Raw genomic sequence first — 18,094 nt, 5'->3', positions numbered from 1 at the left:
AAGTACTATAAAGGGTGGTTAAATCATGAATAAGTCAATGAATAGATGGCAAGTTTTAATTGCTTCAACTGCAATTCTGTTATGCACAGGTGCAGTTTATGCATTCAGTGTTTTTGCAGGACCATTGAGTGCAACTAAAGGATGGAGTATGGCTGAGATAATGTTAGCCTTCACTATTAATTCAGCTATTAGCCCGATACCGATGATTCTAGGTGGTTTTTTGACCGATAAAGGATTGTCTAAGTGGTCGATCACAATTGGAGGAATTCTCTTTGGATTAGGCTTTTTCCTAACTGGAATCGTGACTAGTCCAGCAATGCTATATCTGACTTATGGTTTGATCGGTGGCTTAGGACAAGGACTAGCGTATTCTGGTTGTTTGAGTAATACAATCAAATTGTTTCCTGACAAAAAGGGGCTGGCATCAGGAATCATCACTGCTGGTATGGGTGGTGCTGCGATTATTGCGGCTCCAATCGGAAATTATTTTATTGAAACTCAAAATGTTTTGTACGCTTTTAGAATGTTAGGAATTATTTACTTAGTGGTAGTCTTAATTGCTAGCTTCTTTATTAAAGAAGCTCCGGTTAATTTCAAACCCACTGGTTGGACTCCGCAAACTAAGAATGGAAGCAAAGTGGTCAATAAGAATTGGTTAGCAATGCTTCGTTCACCTTATTTTTATTTAATTTTCATGATGCTTTTAACTGGTGCATTCTCAGGCTTGATGATTGCTTCAAATGCTTCAGTGATTGGACAACAAATGTTCAAATTGTCGGCAACAACGGCAGCCTTTTATGTTAGTTTATATTCCTTAAGCAATTGTGCAGGGAGAGTGATCTGGGGCAGTGTTTCTGATAAATTAGGGCGTAACTCAACTTTGAATATTATTCTAAGTGTTATTATCCTAGCTTTTATTGTATTAGTAACACTACATTCACAAATTGGATTTGCATTAGGAATCATTGTTTTAGGACTATGTTTCGGTGGAGTGATGGGAGTCTTCCCACCTTTAGTCATGGAAAACTTTGGTCCTAAAAATCAGGGGACTAATTACGGAATTGTTTTCGTAGGATATTCTGCTGCGGCATTCATTGCTCCTAAAATAGCTGTCAATATGGCAAACGCTAATGGTGGTAACTTTAGCAAGGCGTTTTATGTTGCAATTGCAGTTGCTTTGATAGGATTGGTTACTAACTTTATTTATCTTCAGATGAAAAAGAAAATGACTAAGCAACAAAATATGGAAGGAATTGCTTAGTTGTCGTAAAAGATTGTGCTGAGAAAATATTATCAGTATGATCTTTTTTTGCGTAGAACAAAAAATCTGTAAACTCTAAATAATAGAGTTTACAGATTTTGTAGATTATAGATTTAAATACTTGCTTTCAACATAGTAACCATCATCTAATTGAGCCCAAACACTATAGTTATCTAGTTGAACCAATTTTTTAACTAAAACAGTTTGATCGCCACGATATCTTTGGTTATCCATGTCACCGTAAGGAGTTTTCCAAGCGGTAATGTATTGATCTGAATAATAAAGTATTTTGACAGAACGATTGACGGTCATATTATCAATTACTGAATAAGTGTAGCTGATATTGCTGGCAGTTTCGTCAAGTGGACTGTTAAGCACTTCTTGACTGGGTGAAATACGGTTAATGAGTTGAGTGGATATTTTTTTGCCACTTGGAACCCAAGTATTACCACCGAGATTATACCAAATTGTATGATTATAAGTTTCTTCAACAGCTCGATAGACTTTCCAAGTTGTTCCATAGGGTAACTCTTTGTCTAGAGGAACTTTGCTAGTTGGTTTACTAAAGACATCAACATTGTCACGTACCTCAATATATAAATTATCCTTGATCTTAACATCCTTAATAGGCAAAACGTTATAGATATATTCTTGTTCCTGGACTTTATCTGTGAATTGTCCTTTTGCATGTTTAGGTGCATGTACGAGAAAATGATTGGCTTCTTCCAGTGGTTTAGAGTTGAATTTCTGATTCAACTCACCTTCTAAGTATTGAGGATCAGCAATCAAATTACCATTGGTGTTTCGATGATAAACAATAACTGGAGCTGACAATTGACTAGCATAAACCAAGTAAATCCCGTCATCATTCGGAATGAAAGTTTGTTGGAAATTAGTAACGGATGACAAAACATATCCCGGTATTTCTTGCCAAGGAATATCTAATTTATCCAAATAGTGTCCCTTAATTGTAGCTGGCTTAATGATGTCTTTGCCCAATGAGTCAACATAGTGAATCTTAATCTCAACATCATCACGTGCAATTTTTTTTATTTTAGGTGAGAGTACGTCATTTTCCATAGTTGTTTTTTCCCCGTTATGGGAAAAATGTTGATGTATATGCTTCTTTCCCATAAAATTCCCTTCTAACGTTAAATTATTGTAATTCTAACATAGAAGAAAAAGGCTCTTTGCCTTTCTGATAGTATCTTAAGGATAATTAAAAGAAGCATAAAAAAGAGTAAAGAAATTATTAAATTTCCTTACTCTTTTCATTAATTGCTTAATGAAAATGGTAATTCTATATTTTCTTTTGAATATGGAAGAAGACAAAGTTCGGTATCTAAGTTACCACCGTTAATTATTTGTACATATTTCAATGACCGACTTTTTAATGGCTGATCATTAAGCATTCGTTTTTGAACGAACTGATTTTGAGGACAGTTACGATTAGTCTTAATGTTAAATTGTTTGCCATTAGGTAAATGAATAGTTGCTTTGTTGAAAATCGGAATACCAAAAACATATTCATCACTACCTGGACATACTGGGTAAAAACCTAGACAAGAAAAGATGAACCAAGCTGACATTGAACCATTATCTTCATCACCGGGGAATCCATTCATTGTATCGTCAAATTGATTGACTAACTGTTTAATTAATAATTCTGTGTATTCTGGATGATCAGTATATTCGAATAAATATGGTAAATGAAAGCTAGGTTGATTAGAAATGGCAATTTGTCCAAAATCAATTGCGACCATTTCAGTCATTTCGTGAATTTGAAAACCATATCCACCAACTTTAAAAGCTGGCTTTTGATTACTTAATTTTAAAAGTGTTTGTATGAAATTCGGATTTTGATAGAGCTTTTTTAAACCGTTTATATCATGATAGACAGAAAAACTATTTTGCCAGGAGCTTCCCTCTGTATAATCAGTTCCCCAACGAATTGCATTAAAATCTGATTTGAAATTGCCAGAACTATCTTTGGGACGCATTAAACCAGTCTTAGGATCGAAAAGGTTTTGATAGTTTAAAGCGGAATGAGAGTATTTTTGAGCTATTTTATCTTCATAAAGCAATTTGGCAACTTGCGAAATACAAAAATCACTATAGGCATAGTCTAGAGTTTGATTAACGGATTCAGAATATTTATCAGATGGCAAGTATCCATAATTATTGAAATCTTTCATTCCCATTCGACCCAATCGAGTGTCATGACTCTCTTGATTGGCACTTTTTAGCATGGCTTTAAGAAAATTTCTGATTTCTGATTTAGTTAGAATTCCTTTAATTGCCGCATCAGCAATCACTGCATCAATTAAAGTTCCAGGCATCATGCCTCGTTCATCAGGAGCAAGCCATTTTGGTAGATAACCACTTTCCAAATAACTATTGTAAAAGCCTAAAAGCATCTGGTGATATTCTTTTGGAATTAGAATTGCAAATAATGGATAAACTGTTTTACTAGTATCCCAGAAACCGTTGTTCATATAAAGGTAGCCTTTTTTTACTTTATCGTTATATAAATCATAATGAATTGGATTATTATTAGAATCCAATTCAAAACATCTTTGTGGAAATAAAAAAGTTCGATAAAGACAATGATAAAAAGTGGACATTTTAATCGTATTGTAGTCAGATACACTAATTAAGTCTAAATAATACTGCCAAGTTTCTTGTGCAGTTTTTTTTGCGCTTTCAAAATTTAAATTTGTCAAACGTTTTAACGCAAAATGCGCTTGATCATAACTAATGAAGGAAGTAGCTAATCTTATTAATAGTTCATCGATGTTATTAAAGGACAGAATCATGGAATCATATTTTGGATTATCCTGATGAGTTATTAAAGTTGAAATAAATTTATTGCTAAATTTTAAAGAAGCATATGATTTAAAGTCGTCGTTAAAATGGGAATCATAATTCTTAATAAGTAATTTTATTTCATTTTTATTTTCATTGAGAATAAAAGAACCATTCTTGGGGATGTGGATGATGATTTTGGGATTAATTTCATCGAAAGTATATTTGAGAAGAGCACCATAAGTTGTAGGAGCTACTTGAGTTTTTGTTTCATAGCGTTGATCGTAAATAGATAAATAATGAGGGTTAAAGGTGGCGGCGTCTGGACGATAAGATCCCATCTGATTAGTAACGTCTGCTTTCAAATCTATATCACCTGTAATTGCTGACACAATGAAATCAGAGAAGTCACCAATCCAAGGACTGGGTTGGTGGGTTATTTTTATACCAGCAAATTGGTGTGACATTGGTGAAAAGGACCAGGATGTATTGTCGAAGGTTGTTTGTGGAATAAAATAATTCATTCCAAAAGGAATACCAGTATACGGCAGAGTATTACCGTGTGAAAATTCGGGAGTACTGTTGGTTCCTTGCCTAGTATCAATTTGATTGACTAACATGAGATTATTTGCTCCTATATTTTAATCGATTGCCGTTTAATTAATTTAACGGGAATTGTCGTACGTTGTTGAGGATCAATGTCAGGGGACTGAATCAATTTTAATAAAATAGTAGCTGCAGTTTTTCCTAAGGAAACAAAATCTTGATTAATAGTTGTTAACGCTGGATAGCTCAATTTAGAAGCTTGAATGTTATCAAATCCAATAATGGAAAGTTGTTGCGGAATTTTAATACCATGATTACGTAATTCGTTCATTAATTTAATAGCGATAATATCATTCTCAGCCACTATGCCATCGATTCTGCCTGATTTGATATTCTCGATTAATTGATTGATATTATTGTCTGAGAAATCCGTTTGTAAAATTGCTGGCAAAATTTTTTCTCTTCTTAAAATGGATAAAAAGCCAAAATAACGGGAGCGAACAGAAGCTTCATTTAAACTATCTTTACTTGTTAAGTAAGTAAGGTTTTTATGATTATACTTGAGTAATTCTTTAGTTGCTAAAGATCCTCCAGCAAAATTATCAGAGGTAACACAGGGGATAGGCAGATCTTCAAAGGACTTATCTAAAAGAATGATTGGAATATTGTTTAAATATAATTTTGTAATAGTTGGTAATTCTAGATGAATGGATTCAACGTAGTAAATTATGCCCTTAGCTGAACGAAGACGGTCCAGTGGCAAATCACGAAATGCATGGTTATTGATGGTAGTTAGTTGAAAGCCATTTGCCTCATTGAATATTTGGAGAATTCCACTAGTATAATCGCCAAACTCAGTATTATTTGCGAAGGGAATCACAAAAATTATCTCGGATTTGGGAATAGCACCAAGTGTTCTCTTTTTAACAATAGTACCAATGCCAGCTTGACGAGTCACAAGGTCATCGTTTTCTAATTCACTCAAAGCACGTTTAGAGGTGATTCGGCTTACCTTATAATCTTGAGCCAATTGATTCTCACTTGGTAATTTATCCCCAACTGAATATTTTTGATTTAAAATATTATTTTTTAATGTTTGATATATCAACTTGTATTTAGGTTCCATTAGCTATTGTTCCTTTCTGTATGTACATAATATAGCATATTTTAAAAAAAAGATACTAGTTTTTTGTAAACGTTTGCATTATACTTATGTGGCAAATAATATATCAATTGGAGGACTAGAATTTGATTAAACACACGATTTCACCTGAAATAAAGCAATTTATGGTAAACGTTACTAAAAAGGCTGGTGCCGAACATGTTGATTGGGCCAAAGTATTTAATGTAACTTATGCAAATACTCTAGAAACGACTGTTAAGAAAATTGCCGCTGATGATAATTTTATTTTAACTGGTGATATTCCAGCGATGTGGCAGAGAGATTCAACTTGCCAGGTTAGGCCATATTTGGTAATGGCACAAAAAATCCCTGAGGTATCTGATTTTATTCGCGGTGTAATTAAGCGGCAGTTTTTCAATATGAATCATGATCCATATGCTAATGCTTTTAATAGTGAAGCTAATAATGCTGGACATCATAAGGATCATACAACAATGACGCCTTGGATTTGGGAGCGTAAATTTGAAATTGATTCACTGTGTTTTCCGGTACAGCTAGCTTACTTACTCTATAAGAATACAGGACGAATTGATCAATTTGATGATAGTTTCGTCAGTGGAATTAAAAAGCTACTTGATGTTTTTGAAGTTGAGCAATATCACACGACTAAATCTAAGTATCGTTTTGAACGGGATGAGGATCGTCCAGAGGATACTTTGGTAAATAATGGATTTGGGTCACCCGTTTCTGAAACAGGAATGATTTGGTCAGGCTTTAGACCAAGCGATGATGCCTGTGTCTACGGATATTTGATACCGGCCAATATGTTTGCAGTTTTAATTCTGGATTATATTCAGGAATTGTTCAGTAGCGTTTTAAATAATTCAACTATTGTTCAACAAGCAAAAAAAATTCAAACTGAGGTTAGAGCTGGTATTGAAAAATATGGGACAACCACTAATCAAGCAGGTGAAAAAATCTATGCTTATGAGACTGATGGGTTAGGTCATTTTCTAATCATGGATGATGGGAATGTACCCAATTTATTGAGTGCACCGTATTTGCACTACACAACGATGGATGATCAAAAGTATTTGAATACGCGTAAAACTATTTTAAGTTCTGAAAATCCTTATTATTTTTCTGGAAAATATGGTAAGGGCCTAGGTAGTCCTCATACACCAAAGGATTATATCTGGCATATTGCTTTGGCAATTCAGGGATTAACACAAGCTGATAAAGCCGAAAAAGCCAGGTTATTGAATAATATGGTTGCAACGACTAATGGAACTAATATGATGCATGAAGGATTCAATGTAAATGATCCTAGTAAATATACTCGTGAGTGGTTTTCATGGGCTAACATGATGTACTGTGAATTATTTTTAAATTATTTTGATTATCAAATTAAAGAATAGATGGAGAAAATTATGGGTAAAAAAAAAGTTTTCGTTATTTCACATAGTCATTGGGATCGCGAATGGTATATGGCTTATGAACAACATCATATGCGTCTAGTTAAACTGATGGATGATTTATTGGATCTTTTTAATAAAGAACCAAGATTTAATAGTTTTCATCTTGATGGTCAAACAATTATTCTTGATGATTATTTGAAAGTACGACCAGAACGACGAAGTGAAGTAGAGAAAAGAGTTCAAGAAGGTAAATTAAGAATTGGACCTTTTTATATTTTGCAAGATGATTTCCTAATCAGTCCAGAAGCAAATGTTCGAGATATGTTGATTGGAAATCAGGAGTCAAAGAAATGGGGAAATCGTGTTAATCTAGGATATTTCCCCGATACTTTTGGAAATATGGGTCAAACCCCTCAAATGTTGAAATTAGCAGATTTGAAGTATGCGGCCTTTGGACGTGGGGTAAAACCGACAGGCTTGAATAATCAGGTCTTTGATAATGAAAAATATACTTCACAATATTCAGAAATGTGGTGGCAAGGACCGGACAATTCTAAAGTATTAAGTGTGTTATTTGCTAATTGGTATAGCAATGGTAATGAAATTCCAATTGATAAAGCTGAGGCTAAGAAATTTTGGGATGAAAAGCTAGCTGATGCTGAGAAATATGCTTCGACCGATAATTTGTTAATGATGAATGGTGTCGACCATCAACCAGTACAAAAGAATGTAATTCAAGCTTTAGATGTTGCCCAAGAACTTTACCCAGATTATGAATTTATTCATTCTAACTTTGATGATTACTTACAAGCAGTTTCAAAGAGTATTCCTAAAGATTTAGGAAAAATAAATGGTGAATTGACGAGTCAAGAAACCGATGGTTGGTATACTTTGGCTAATACTTCATCTTCTAGAGTTTACTTGAAGCAGGAAAATACCAAAGTAGAAAGAGAATTAGAAAATATTGCCGAGCCATTGTCAACTATGGCCTATAACGGAACAACGGATTATCCACATGATCAATTGCGTTATGCTTGGAAAATGCTTTTACAGAATAATCCGCATGATAGTATTTGTGGCTGTTCAGTTGATGATGTTCATCGTGAAATGATGACACGTTTTGCTAAGGCCAAAGAGGTTGGTAAATTTGTGGCTAGAGATGCTATTGCTACTTTAGCAAATCAGATTAATACATCTAAATTTCCTCAAGATAGTAAGCCTTTTATTTTGGTCAATACTAATGGTCATGAAAAAACTGAAATGAAGACTGTTGAGATTGAATGGGAAAGAGCTCTATTTGCCGATGGTAAACCAGAAGATCAATATGAGGCTATGAAACAAGCTCAAAATGATTTATCAGAATTTAAAGTAATTGATCAAACTGGACGAGAAGTACCATTTGATTTTGTCAGTTCTGATGTTCGATTTGGATATGATTTGCCAAAAGATAAATTTAGAATCCCTTACATGGCTCTATATATTACTATTCAATTAAATCTTACAGCTATGCCTGCATTTTCATGGAAGGTTCTAGCTTTGAGCAAGACGAATCAAATTAGAAAGCCGGAAGTAAAACAATACTATGATGCTGATGAACGCATTTTAGAGAACAATTGGCTCAGGGTTTCTATTAAAGATAATGGTAGTTTAAATATTTTAGATAAGAAAACCAATCGAGAATACGATAATCAGTTAATTTTTGAAGATACAGGTGATATTGGAAATGAATATATTTATCGTCAATCAGTAGATCAGAAAACTGTTTTGTCATCAGATATTCAGGCTAAAATCAAAGTTTTACAAAACAACTTTTTAGGGGCTAAAATTCAAATACAACAAACAATGATGCTTCCTGAATCTGCTGATGCTCGCCTAGAATATGAACGTCAAGCCGTAATCGATATAACTCAAAGAAAAGCTAAACGTTCTGATAAATTAGTTCCATTGACAATAACAACGGTAATCACTTTGTCCAAGAATGCAGATCAATTGAAGTTTAAGACCAGCTTTAATAATCAGATGAAGGATCATCGGATGCGAGTCCTATTTAGAACTAATTTGAAGAGCAATTACAATTCAGCAGATTCTATTTTTGAAACGGTTAAACGTTCTAATCATGTTAGTGACTCATGGAAAAATCCAACGAATCCACAACATCAACAAAATTTCGTTAATATTTGTGATGATCAGGGTGGTGTTACGATCGGTAATCTTGGTTTGAATGAATATGAGATATTGCCAGATAATAATACAATTGCTCTTACATTGCTTTGTAGTGTTGGAGAAATGGGGGACTGGGGTTATTTTGGAACACCAGATGCTCAATGTCTTGGTAAATTTACTTTTGAATATAGTATTGCCTTTCATGACCAATCAATTATGAGTCAAACTGAAACTTATCAGCAGGCCAAAACAAACCAAGTGTCTATTCAAAGTATTCAAACAAGTATTCATACTGGTAAAAGAAAGCCAGAATCTGCATTTATGACGCTTAAATCGGATAGTTTTGCTGTGACTAGTTTGAAGCAGGCTGAAAATAGTAGTGGTAATATTTTGCGAGGCTATAATTTAACTCAGAATGAATCTTCTGTTGATAGTAATATTTTGAGTAAAGCTAAAACCGTTAATTTTATTGAGGAAGATTATCCAACTAAAAGTTTGAATATGTTAGAGCCTGCTGAAATTAAAACCTATAAATTTAGTTTTTAGTAAAAGTGTACAAAAATGATGGTGGTTTTTAGTTATTTTGTAATTTCAATGTAAGCGCTTTTAAAATACAATGAGTACATCAAGTAAGGATAGACTAATAACTAAATGTTTGAGAGGTTTTAATTATGGTAGAAATTGATTTAAATCACATTTATAAAAGATATGCTAATGCTGAAGAGGATAATTATGCTGTATCCGATTTTGACTTACATGTAAAGGATAAGGAATTTATCGTTTTCGTTGGGCCTTCAGGTTGTGGTAAATCAACAACTTTGCGTATGATTGCTGGACTAGAGGATATTACTAAAGGTGAGTTAATTATTGATGGTAAATATGAAAATGATACAGCGCCTAAAGATCGTAATATTGCCATGGTTTTCCAAAATTATGCTTTGTATCCACATATGACAGTATTTGACAATATGGCCTTTGGATTGAAATTACGTAAGTATGATAAGGATAAAATCAAAGAGAAGGTTGACTATGCTGCTAAAGTTTTAGGTTTGACTGATTATCTTGATAGAAAACCTGCTGCATTGTCAGGTGGTCAAAGACAACGTGTTGCTTTAGGAAGAGCTATCGTTCGTGATGCTCCTATTTTCTTAATGGATGAACCTCTATCAAACTTGGATGCTAAACTTCGTGTTAGCATGCGTGCTGAAATTGCAAGATTGCATCAAGAGTTACATACGACAACAATTTATGTAACCCATGATCAAACTGAAGCAATGACAATGGCTGATAGAATTGTCGTTATGTCAATGGGTGAAGTTCAACAAATTGGGACTCCTAAAGAAGTCTATGAATCACCAAAGAACAGATTTGTCGCTGGATTTATTGGATCACCTTCAATGAACTTCTTTGATGTTCATTATAAAGATGGTATTGTAACAGATAGAGAAGGACTAAAACTTAAACTTCCAGAAGGTCGTTCAAAGGTTCTTGATGATGCTGGTTATGATGATAAGGATGTTACCTTGGGTGTTCGTCCAGAAGATATTCATGCTGAAGGTGCCATGGAAGAGACCTTCCCAGAAGCAACAGTTGAAAGTAAGGTTGTGGTTTCTGAATTGTTAGGTGCTACATCAATGCTTTATTCTAAGGTTGATGGTACAGAGTTTGTTGCAATTGTTGATGCTCGTGACTATCACAAACCAGGTGATACAGTTCATTTGACATTTGATTTAAACAAAGCACATTTCTTCGATGAAAAGACTACAAACGCAATTCGTTAAAATAGGTGGTTGAAGTATGCTTGGAAGTATTGCTAAATTATTAGAATTGTACCCAGACGCGCAAGAAGCCTTTGAACCCAGTTCTGACCCCAATGATTATAATTTTTTGATATCAGGACAATGGATTGTGATTCGTAAGGATCAATTAAGTAGTAAAGAAAAATTTCTTTTGTCATTAATTAGTCAAAAAAATGACAATAAATCCGTTAGTAATCCTTGGTGGAGTTTTTTAATACATGAGAATGATAAGGTTCCGAACGAAAAAATAAACGTACGTGTTATTCAGTTTGAGGTTCAAAAATTAGAATCCGATAATCGAGCAAATGAATGGTTGAATGTATTCAAAGATACATTTGATGATGTAGTGGATAGTTTTTGGATTAATAAATATACTGGAATATTGATTGAAAAGGAAACTAAAAGTAATATGGACAAGCTCGAAGTCCAGAGAATGATCCAATTAATCGATTCTGATTTCTATACTAAGAGTCACGTTTATGTGGGACAGTTTTGGCCGGTGGATGCGAAACTTCCTAATATATTTGATATGGAACGACAATTATTTCATAAATCTTTAGAAATGAAAGATAATGTTAATAATTTGTCTACCGTTATTCTGGATTTCTTAATTGAACAGAATTTAAAAAATACAGATATGTTCAAATCACTCAAAAAAAGGATAAATATTGATGCAAAGACAACTCAGATGATTAATATGCTTTATAAATGTGATTCCAATTTAGCAAAAACGTCGAAAGAATTATTTTTACATCGAAATACGTTGCTGTATCGCATGGAGAAATTTCATGAGCAGACCGATTTTGATTTGAAAGATCGTAATGATTTAGTTCTATGTTTCTTATTACTTAAGTAAAAAGTGAAGGTTGGTCAAAACAAACAGTTTTGTCCAACCTTTTTTGAGGGAGAAATGAAAAATGGAGTATAAATTATTCCCAATTCCACAAGATATAATTTATGACGAAGGGACTATTTCCTTATTGCCTCAGGTCAATTTAATAATTGATAAAAATTTAGATCGGTATACTAAAAATCGAATAATGAATCTTCTTAAGAAATTTGAAATTAATTACGTCGATAATACTCAGATTAGTGTTGAAATGAGTAATCTGATTGTCAAAATATCCAAGCATCCATCAAAACATTATGATGGTTATAGATTAATTATTACTGAATCTAAGATTCAATTATTGGGCGATGATACAAATGCTGTTTTTTATGGTTTGGCGACACTTGAGCAGATCTTAAGTCAGTCGGAAAAACTGTGTGTGCATCAATTAGTTATTCAAGATTTTTCAGATGTTAAGAGACGTGGTTTTATCGAAGGATATTATGGTAATCCATGGACAGATGAAGAAAGAATTGACTTAATGCGGTTTGGTAGTGAGTTGAAAATGAATCAATATGTTTTTGCTCCGAAAGATGATCCATATCATAATGAGAAATGGCGTGAGTTATACCCTAAGAATCGTTTAACAGACATTGAGAAGTTAGCTAGAGTGGGAAATGAAACCAAAACAAAATTTGTTTGGACGATTCATCCCTTTATGCACGATCCAATCAGATTCGATCGGAATTACATTAGTGATTTGAGGATTATTGAAAAGAAGTTTGATCAATTAATGTTGATTGGAGTTAGGGAGTTTGGGATTCTAGCTGATGATGCTCCTTGGCCTGAACACGGAGATAATGATTATATTAAATTGATGAAAGATCTTTCAAATTTTTTAAAGAAACGTAAAAAGAATTATCCTGATATAACTACAGATATGATTTTCGTCCCTTATTATTATTATTCTAATGGTGATGAGGATGGTGGGCATTATGATTTACAGGAGTTAAATCATGGTTTACCAAATAATGTTCATTTAGTTGTTACTGGTGGAAAAACTTTTGGTGTTGTTTCAAATGAGTTTTTAGATACTTTAAAAGAAAATCTTACTTTGAAGGGTTCAGAGTACCATTCAGTGCAAATGTGGATTAATTGGCCAGTCAATGATGGATCGCGTAATAATTTAATTATGGGTGGTGCTAAGCATTATTTGAAGAATAATGTTGATAGTCATAAAATATACGGTATTATGTTAAACCCTATGATGCATGCTGAAGCATCTAAAACAGCTATTTTTGTTAATGCCGCTTATTCATGGCACCTTTGGAATAATGATCGTATAAGAAGTATCGTTGAACATAATGCTTTTAATTTTGTTGAAAATCATACATTTGAATCATCCAAAGGTTCTAAAGCCTTAGAGAATCTATCACAACATATGCAATTTAATGGGGCTATGCCCGATTTAAATCTTGAATCACCAAAATTAGATCCTAAACTACAAGAATTTCTTAAAAACTTTGATGAACAGACGACTACAAGAGAAGAAATATTAAAGCTTAAGTCTGAATTTAGTAAAATTAAGTACGATGCTTTATATTTTAAAAACTATGGTCAAACTAATCTTCGTAACGAAATGTTACCGTGGATAGATAATGCAATTGATCAAATGCAGTCATTGGAATTAGTTTGTGATTATTTGATAACTAATAATCGTGAATTTCTTAATAGTGCTGAAGAGATTTATCAGGAATCAAAAACGCATACTTTTAATTATCTTAAGGAAGTTAAGAGGGCTGAATTTGGTTCACAGAGTCTGGCCCCATTTTTAAAGAGAATTCTAACAATAGCGAATAAATAGAAATCAAAAAAAGCCTCTCAAATGATATATCATTTGAGAGGCTTTTTTGATAAGAACTAGAATATGTATACCAAATCTCTAGTTTGTAACTTATTTAGTCAACAATGTAAGCGCTATAATTCTTCCTGTAAGTTAAATAAATATTTTTAAGGGAGGAGGAAAACAATGGAAGACAATAATAAAATTCAAAAAAGTCCTGAAGAGATTGCTGCTGCAGCTAAGAAAAAAGAAGGCTTTTGGTACAACATTATTCACAATGGCCCCTTTATTCTTTTTGCACTACCAGGTGCTATCTGGATGATATTTTTCTTCTATATTCCTGTTTTTGCTAATGTTGTGGCATTTAAGGAATTTCAATTTTCGCCAGATGGATTTTTGGCCAGTTTAGCGCAGAGTAAGTGGGTTGGTTTTCAAAACTTCAAATTCCTATTTACCTCTGATGCGGCTTGGTTGATCACTAAGAATACACTTTTGTATAACTTAGGATTTATTACTTTAAACCTAGTTATCTCAGTATTTTTCGCTATTGTAATGAGCGAGTTACGTCATAAGAGATTGGTTAAAGTATATCAAACGTCAATGCTTTTACCTTACTTCTTATCATGGGTTATTTTATTGGTTACTTTGTAATGGCATTTCTAAATCCCGATAAAGGACTTTTAAACACAATGTTACATACTGATATTAATTGGTATGCTGAACCAAAATATTGGCCATTTATCTTACTATTTATTGGTACTTGGAAGGGAATCGGCTATAACAGTATTTTGTATTTTGCAACTGTTATGGGAATTGATCCAACATATTATGAAGCTGCTACAGTTGATGGCGCCAATAAATGGCAACAAATAAAGAATGTTACGCTTCCACAATTAGTACCATTAATGACGTTAATGTCAATCTTAGCCGTTGGTAATATATTCCGTGCTGATTTTGGACTATTTTACACAGTACCACAAAATTCGGGGGCTCTATATAATGTAACCTCGGTTCTAGATACATATATTTATAATGGCTTAACTTCAACTGGTGATATTGGTATGTCTAGTGCAGCCAGTCTTTATCAATCGGTTGTTGGCTGTATTATGCTTCTGGTTACAAATGCAATTGTAAGAAGATTAGATAGTGATTCAGCACTATTCTAGAGGGGAGATTTGAACTTTGAAAAAAAAGAAAAAAATAGATAGTGTCTCAGTTCACTCCTTCAATCGAGGAGCAGATTTGTTCTTCAACATAGTGGTGGCAATATTTGCTTTATCCTGTTTACTACCACTATTCTTCGTTGTTGTTATTTCTTTAACTGATGAGAATGCGCTAGCTACATATGGTTATCGTCTCTGGCCAAAGGTATGGAGTTTCGCTGGCTATAAGTATCTGGCAACAATGGGGGGAGAATTATTGAATTCACTTTGGATTTCAGTTTTAGTAACAGTGGTTGGAACTGTAATTAATTCAACTTTTACTTCAACTTATGCTTATGCAATTTCAAGGAGTAATTTCAAATATAGAAAATTTTTTACTGTTTTCTGTTTGATCACAATGTTATTTTCTCCAGGTATGGTTGCTAACTATATTGTTGTAACAAATATGCTTCATTTAAAAGATACACTGTGGGCCTTGATTTTACCCATGGCCGTAAGTCCTTTTAATATCATTGTTATGAGAACTTTCTTCAAGCGTCAGGTTTCTGAATCAATCATTGAATCGGCCAGAATTGATGGTGCCAGCGAAATGAGGATTTTTACACAAATTGTTATTCCGTTAGCTGTTCCAGGTATTGCAACAATAAGTTTGTTTGCCGCTTTAGGTTATTGGAATGATTGGTTTAATGCCTTGCTATATATTCAAAGTGACAATTTAATTCCATTACAATATTTATTGATGAAGATTCAATCTAATATTGAAATGTTGTCGCAAAATGCTTCAGCGGGAACCCAGTTTGGTGGAAGTTTGATGGCAATTCCTAAAGAAGCGACAAGAATGGCTATGGTTGTTATAGCTACATTGCCAATTGCATGTAGTTATCCATTCTTCCAGAAATATTTTGTTCGTGGTTTAACTATTGGTGGCGTTAAAGAATAAAAATAGAAGAAATATCTAGATTATAGGGGGTTTTGTTCATGAAGAAATGGGTTAAACGTTCAATGGGCGCAGCATTATTAGCAATGACAGCTGTGGGATTGACAGCTTGTGGTTCTAGTAAATCGGCTAGTGACAGTGATGTACCAACCTTATTAATGTATCAAATTGGTGATAAACCAAAGAATTATGATACTTTGATTTCTAAGACAAATAAGATTTTAGAGAAAAAAACTAAAGCTAAAATCAAAATTCAATATATTGGTTGGGGTGATTATACACAGAAAATGTCAGTTATCGTTTCATCAGGTGAAAAATATGATATCGCTAAGGCCGATAACTACGCTGTCAATGCACAAAAAGGTGCTTATACAGATCTGACTAAGATGCTTCCTAAATACGCTCCTTCAGCATATAAGGATTTAAACTCTGCTTATATTAAAGGTAATAAGGTTGATGGAAAACTTTATACTATGCCTATCAACGGAAACGTATATGCACAACAAGTTGTATCGTTTAATAAAAAATATTTGGATAAATATAACATTGATGTAAGCAAAATAAACTCATATAAAGATTTGGAAGATGTATTTGCCAAATTCCATTCAGAGAATAAGAAGGTTTTGACATTCTCTACTGGTCCTACTTTCCGTATTGGCTCAAATCTAGACTTTGTTATTGATCAAGATTATCCATTTGCAGTTGACGCCGTTAATAAGGGTAAAAAGATTATCAATCCTTATAATAATACTCAGTACAAAGAAACTTTGAGAACAATGCACGATTATTATAAGAAAGGTTATATTCAAAAAGATGCAGCTACTGATAATACTGATCGTCCATTAAGCGGTGATACATGGTTTGCTCGTCAAGAGACACAAGGCCCCTTCGATTACGGAGATCATCAATTATCCCAGACAGCTGGTCAAGAAATTGTTTCTCGTCCAATGAGTCCAGCTGTTAAAACGACAGCTCAGGCTGGTATGTACAATTATGTTGTAAGTAATAACTCGAAGAATAAAGTTAAAGCAGTTAAAGTACTTGGTGTCATCAACAATGATCCTGAACTCTTGAATGGTTTAGTTTATGGTGAAAAAGGCAAGGCATGGAAGTATGTTGACAATAAGAAACGTGTCAAATTACTTAAAGGCTATAAGGAAAAATATCATTCAGCACCATGGCAAACAGGTGACAACAATAAAATTACACCTACAACAGACGTTACTAGCACTATGATTCAAGAACGTAAAGATAATATTTCTAAATCAATTGATTCACCAATTCTTGGCTTCCAATTTAATACAAAGAATGTCAAGACAGAAATGACAAATATTTCTAATGTTATGAACAAATATCTTGCTGGATTACAGACCGGTACTTCCGATCCAGACACTACAATTCCTAAGATGAATAAAGAACTTAAGAAAGCTGGCTATGATAAAGTTCAAAAAGAAATGCAAAAACAATATGATGAATTTCAAAAAAATGGAAATAATAAGTAATTCATTATAATAAATAATCTTTACGCGTAAAAGGAGGGAGAAAGTCTAACCTCCTTTTGTGCTAATTTTAAAGATTTGATCTTCGAAAAGAGGTAAAGATATGGTTTCCCGTGCGGTACAGCAAATTTTTATTAAAGTATATACGATAATTAAATTAAATTTATTTTTCTGGGGACTAAGTTTTTGTGGAGGAATAATCTTAGGAGTTGGCCCAGCATTATTAGTAGTTAATGAATTATATTATGACTACGGATTTCAATACGGCCAAGTGTCTTGGAAAATTGCTTGGAAATTATTTAAAGAAAATTTCACAGCTGGTAATGAATTATTTTATAGCTTTGCTGTTGTAACAGTTGTTTTAAGTTATAGTTTGTTTTTGTCTGTGCAATTGCGTGGTCTATCTTTTATCGTAACTGATTTTATTATTGGTATAGTTTTACTTTCGACAATTTGTATTTATGCATACGTTTTAAGCATCAAAGCTGGATTTGAAATTAACATTATTAATGGTTTCAAACTTGCCTGTGCGCATTTCTTTTTTAATTTTTTTGATAATATAAAAGAGATTATTGGATTAGCTGTTGTTATTGGAGTTACCTATAAGTTTTCCGGATTAATCTTATTTGCTACAGTTAGTTTAATGATAATTTATACTCAATATGTAGGCAGAAATTGGCATATGCACGTTGAGGAGTTAAATTGATC

12 protein-coding genes and 1 pseudogene are annotated in these 18,094 nt (G+C 33.3%); 10 read left to right on the top strand and 3 right to left on the bottom strand.

What is annotated here, in order from left to right; translation table 11 throughout:
- Window positions 1–25 precede the first annotated feature (25 nt).
- On the top strand, window positions 26–1,261 hold the full coding sequence (locus LA20249_RS05400; RefSeq protein WP_057736733.1) for an L-lactate MFS transporter: 1,236 nt from the start codon (window positions 26–28) through the stop codon (window positions 1,259–1,261).
- Window positions 1,262–1,366: 105 nt separating this feature from the next.
- Here the strand turns inward: LA20249_RS05400 and LA20249_RS05395 are convergent, their stop codons facing one another.
- The 3 genes from LA20249_RS05395 to LA20249_RS05385 form a co-directional block, all read right to left on the bottom strand.
- Window positions 1,367–2,395: a MucBP domain-containing protein gene (locus tag LA20249_RS05395; RefSeq protein ID WP_057736735.1), complete on the bottom strand. Its 1,029-nt coding sequence runs from the start codon at window positions 2,393–2,395 to the stop codon at window positions 1,367–1,369.
- Window positions 2,396–2,535: 140 nt separating this feature from the next.
- Window positions 2,536–4,686, bottom strand: a complete 2,151-nt coding sequence (locus LA20249_RS05390; protein WP_057736737.1) for a GH92 family glycosyl hydrolase — start codon at window positions 4,684–4,686, stop codon at window positions 2,536–2,538.
- Window positions 4,687–4,700: 14 nt separating this feature from the next.
- Window positions 4,701–5,738 (bottom strand): GntR family transcriptional regulator, encoded by a 1,038-nt coding sequence (locus LA20249_RS05385; protein ID WP_057736740.1) that lies wholly within the window; start codon window positions 5,736–5,738, stop codon window positions 4,701–4,703.
- Window positions 5,739–5,860: 122 nt separating this feature from the next.
- Here LA20249_RS05385 and LA20249_RS05380 point away from each other — a divergent pair, with 122 nt between their 5' ends.
- The 9 genes and pseudogenes from LA20249_RS05380 (at window position 5,861) to LA20249_RS05340 (ending at window position 18,092) form a co-directional block, all read left to right on the top strand.
- Complete coding sequence (locus LA20249_RS05380; protein ID WP_371861841.1) at window positions 5,861–7,153, top strand: glycoside hydrolase family 125 protein; 1,293 nt, start codon at window positions 5,861–5,863, stop codon at window positions 7,151–7,153.
- A 12-nt stretch (window positions 7,154–7,165) separates the two neighbouring features.
- Entirely contained in the window at window positions 7,166–9,862 is a 2,697-nt protein-coding gene (locus LA20249_RS05375) for an alpha-mannosidase (RefSeq protein WP_057736742.1), read from the top strand.
- 125 nt (window positions 9,863–9,987) lie between these two features.
- Entirely contained in the window at window positions 9,988–11,097 is a 1,110-nt protein-coding gene (locus tag LA20249_RS05370; protein WP_057736744.1) for an ABC transporter ATP-binding protein, read from the top strand.
- 16 nt (window positions 11,098–11,113) lie between these two features.
- Window positions 11,114–11,971 (top strand): helix-turn-helix domain-containing protein, encoded by an 858-nt coding sequence (locus LA20249_RS05365; protein WP_057736746.1) that lies wholly within the window; start codon window positions 11,114–11,116, stop codon window positions 11,969–11,971.
- Window positions 11,972–12,032: 61 nt separating this feature from the next.
- Complete coding sequence (locus LA20249_RS05360) at window positions 12,033–13,808, top strand: beta-N-acetylglucosaminidase domain-containing protein (RefSeq protein WP_057736749.1); 1,776 nt, start codon at window positions 12,033–12,035, stop codon at window positions 13,806–13,808.
- A gap of 165 nt (window positions 13,809–13,973) precedes the next feature.
- Window positions 13,974–14,953: pseudogene (locus LA20249_RS05355) on the top strand (ABC transporter permease).
- Between the two features lie 16 nt (window positions 14,954–14,969).
- A complete protein-coding gene (locus LA20249_RS05350; RefSeq protein ID WP_057736751.1) occupies window positions 14,970–15,890 on the top strand; it encodes a carbohydrate ABC transporter permease in 921 nt (306 codons plus the stop codon).
- A 38-nt stretch (window positions 15,891–15,928) separates the two neighbouring features.
- Complete coding sequence (locus tag LA20249_RS05345) at window positions 15,929–17,389, top strand: ABC transporter substrate-binding protein (protein WP_057736754.1); 1,461 nt, start codon at window positions 15,929–15,931, stop codon at window positions 17,387–17,389.
- A 100-nt stretch (window positions 17,390–17,489) separates the two neighbouring features.
- Window positions 17,490–18,092 carry a DUF624 domain-containing protein gene (locus LA20249_RS05340; RefSeq protein WP_057736756.1) on the top strand — a complete coding sequence of 201 codons (603 nt, stop codon included), beginning with the start codon at window positions 17,490–17,492 and terminating at the stop codon, window positions 18,090–18,092.
- Window positions 18,093–18,094: the final 2 nt, after the last annotated feature.

The sequence above is a fragment of the Companilactobacillus alimentarius DSM 20249 genome (assembly GCF_002849895.1).
In the GTDB taxonomy this organism is placed as follows: Bacteria; Bacillota; Bacilli; order Lactobacillales; family Lactobacillaceae; genus Companilactobacillus; species Companilactobacillus alimentarius.
This window is presented reverse-complemented; position numbering and strand designations above follow the sequence as displayed.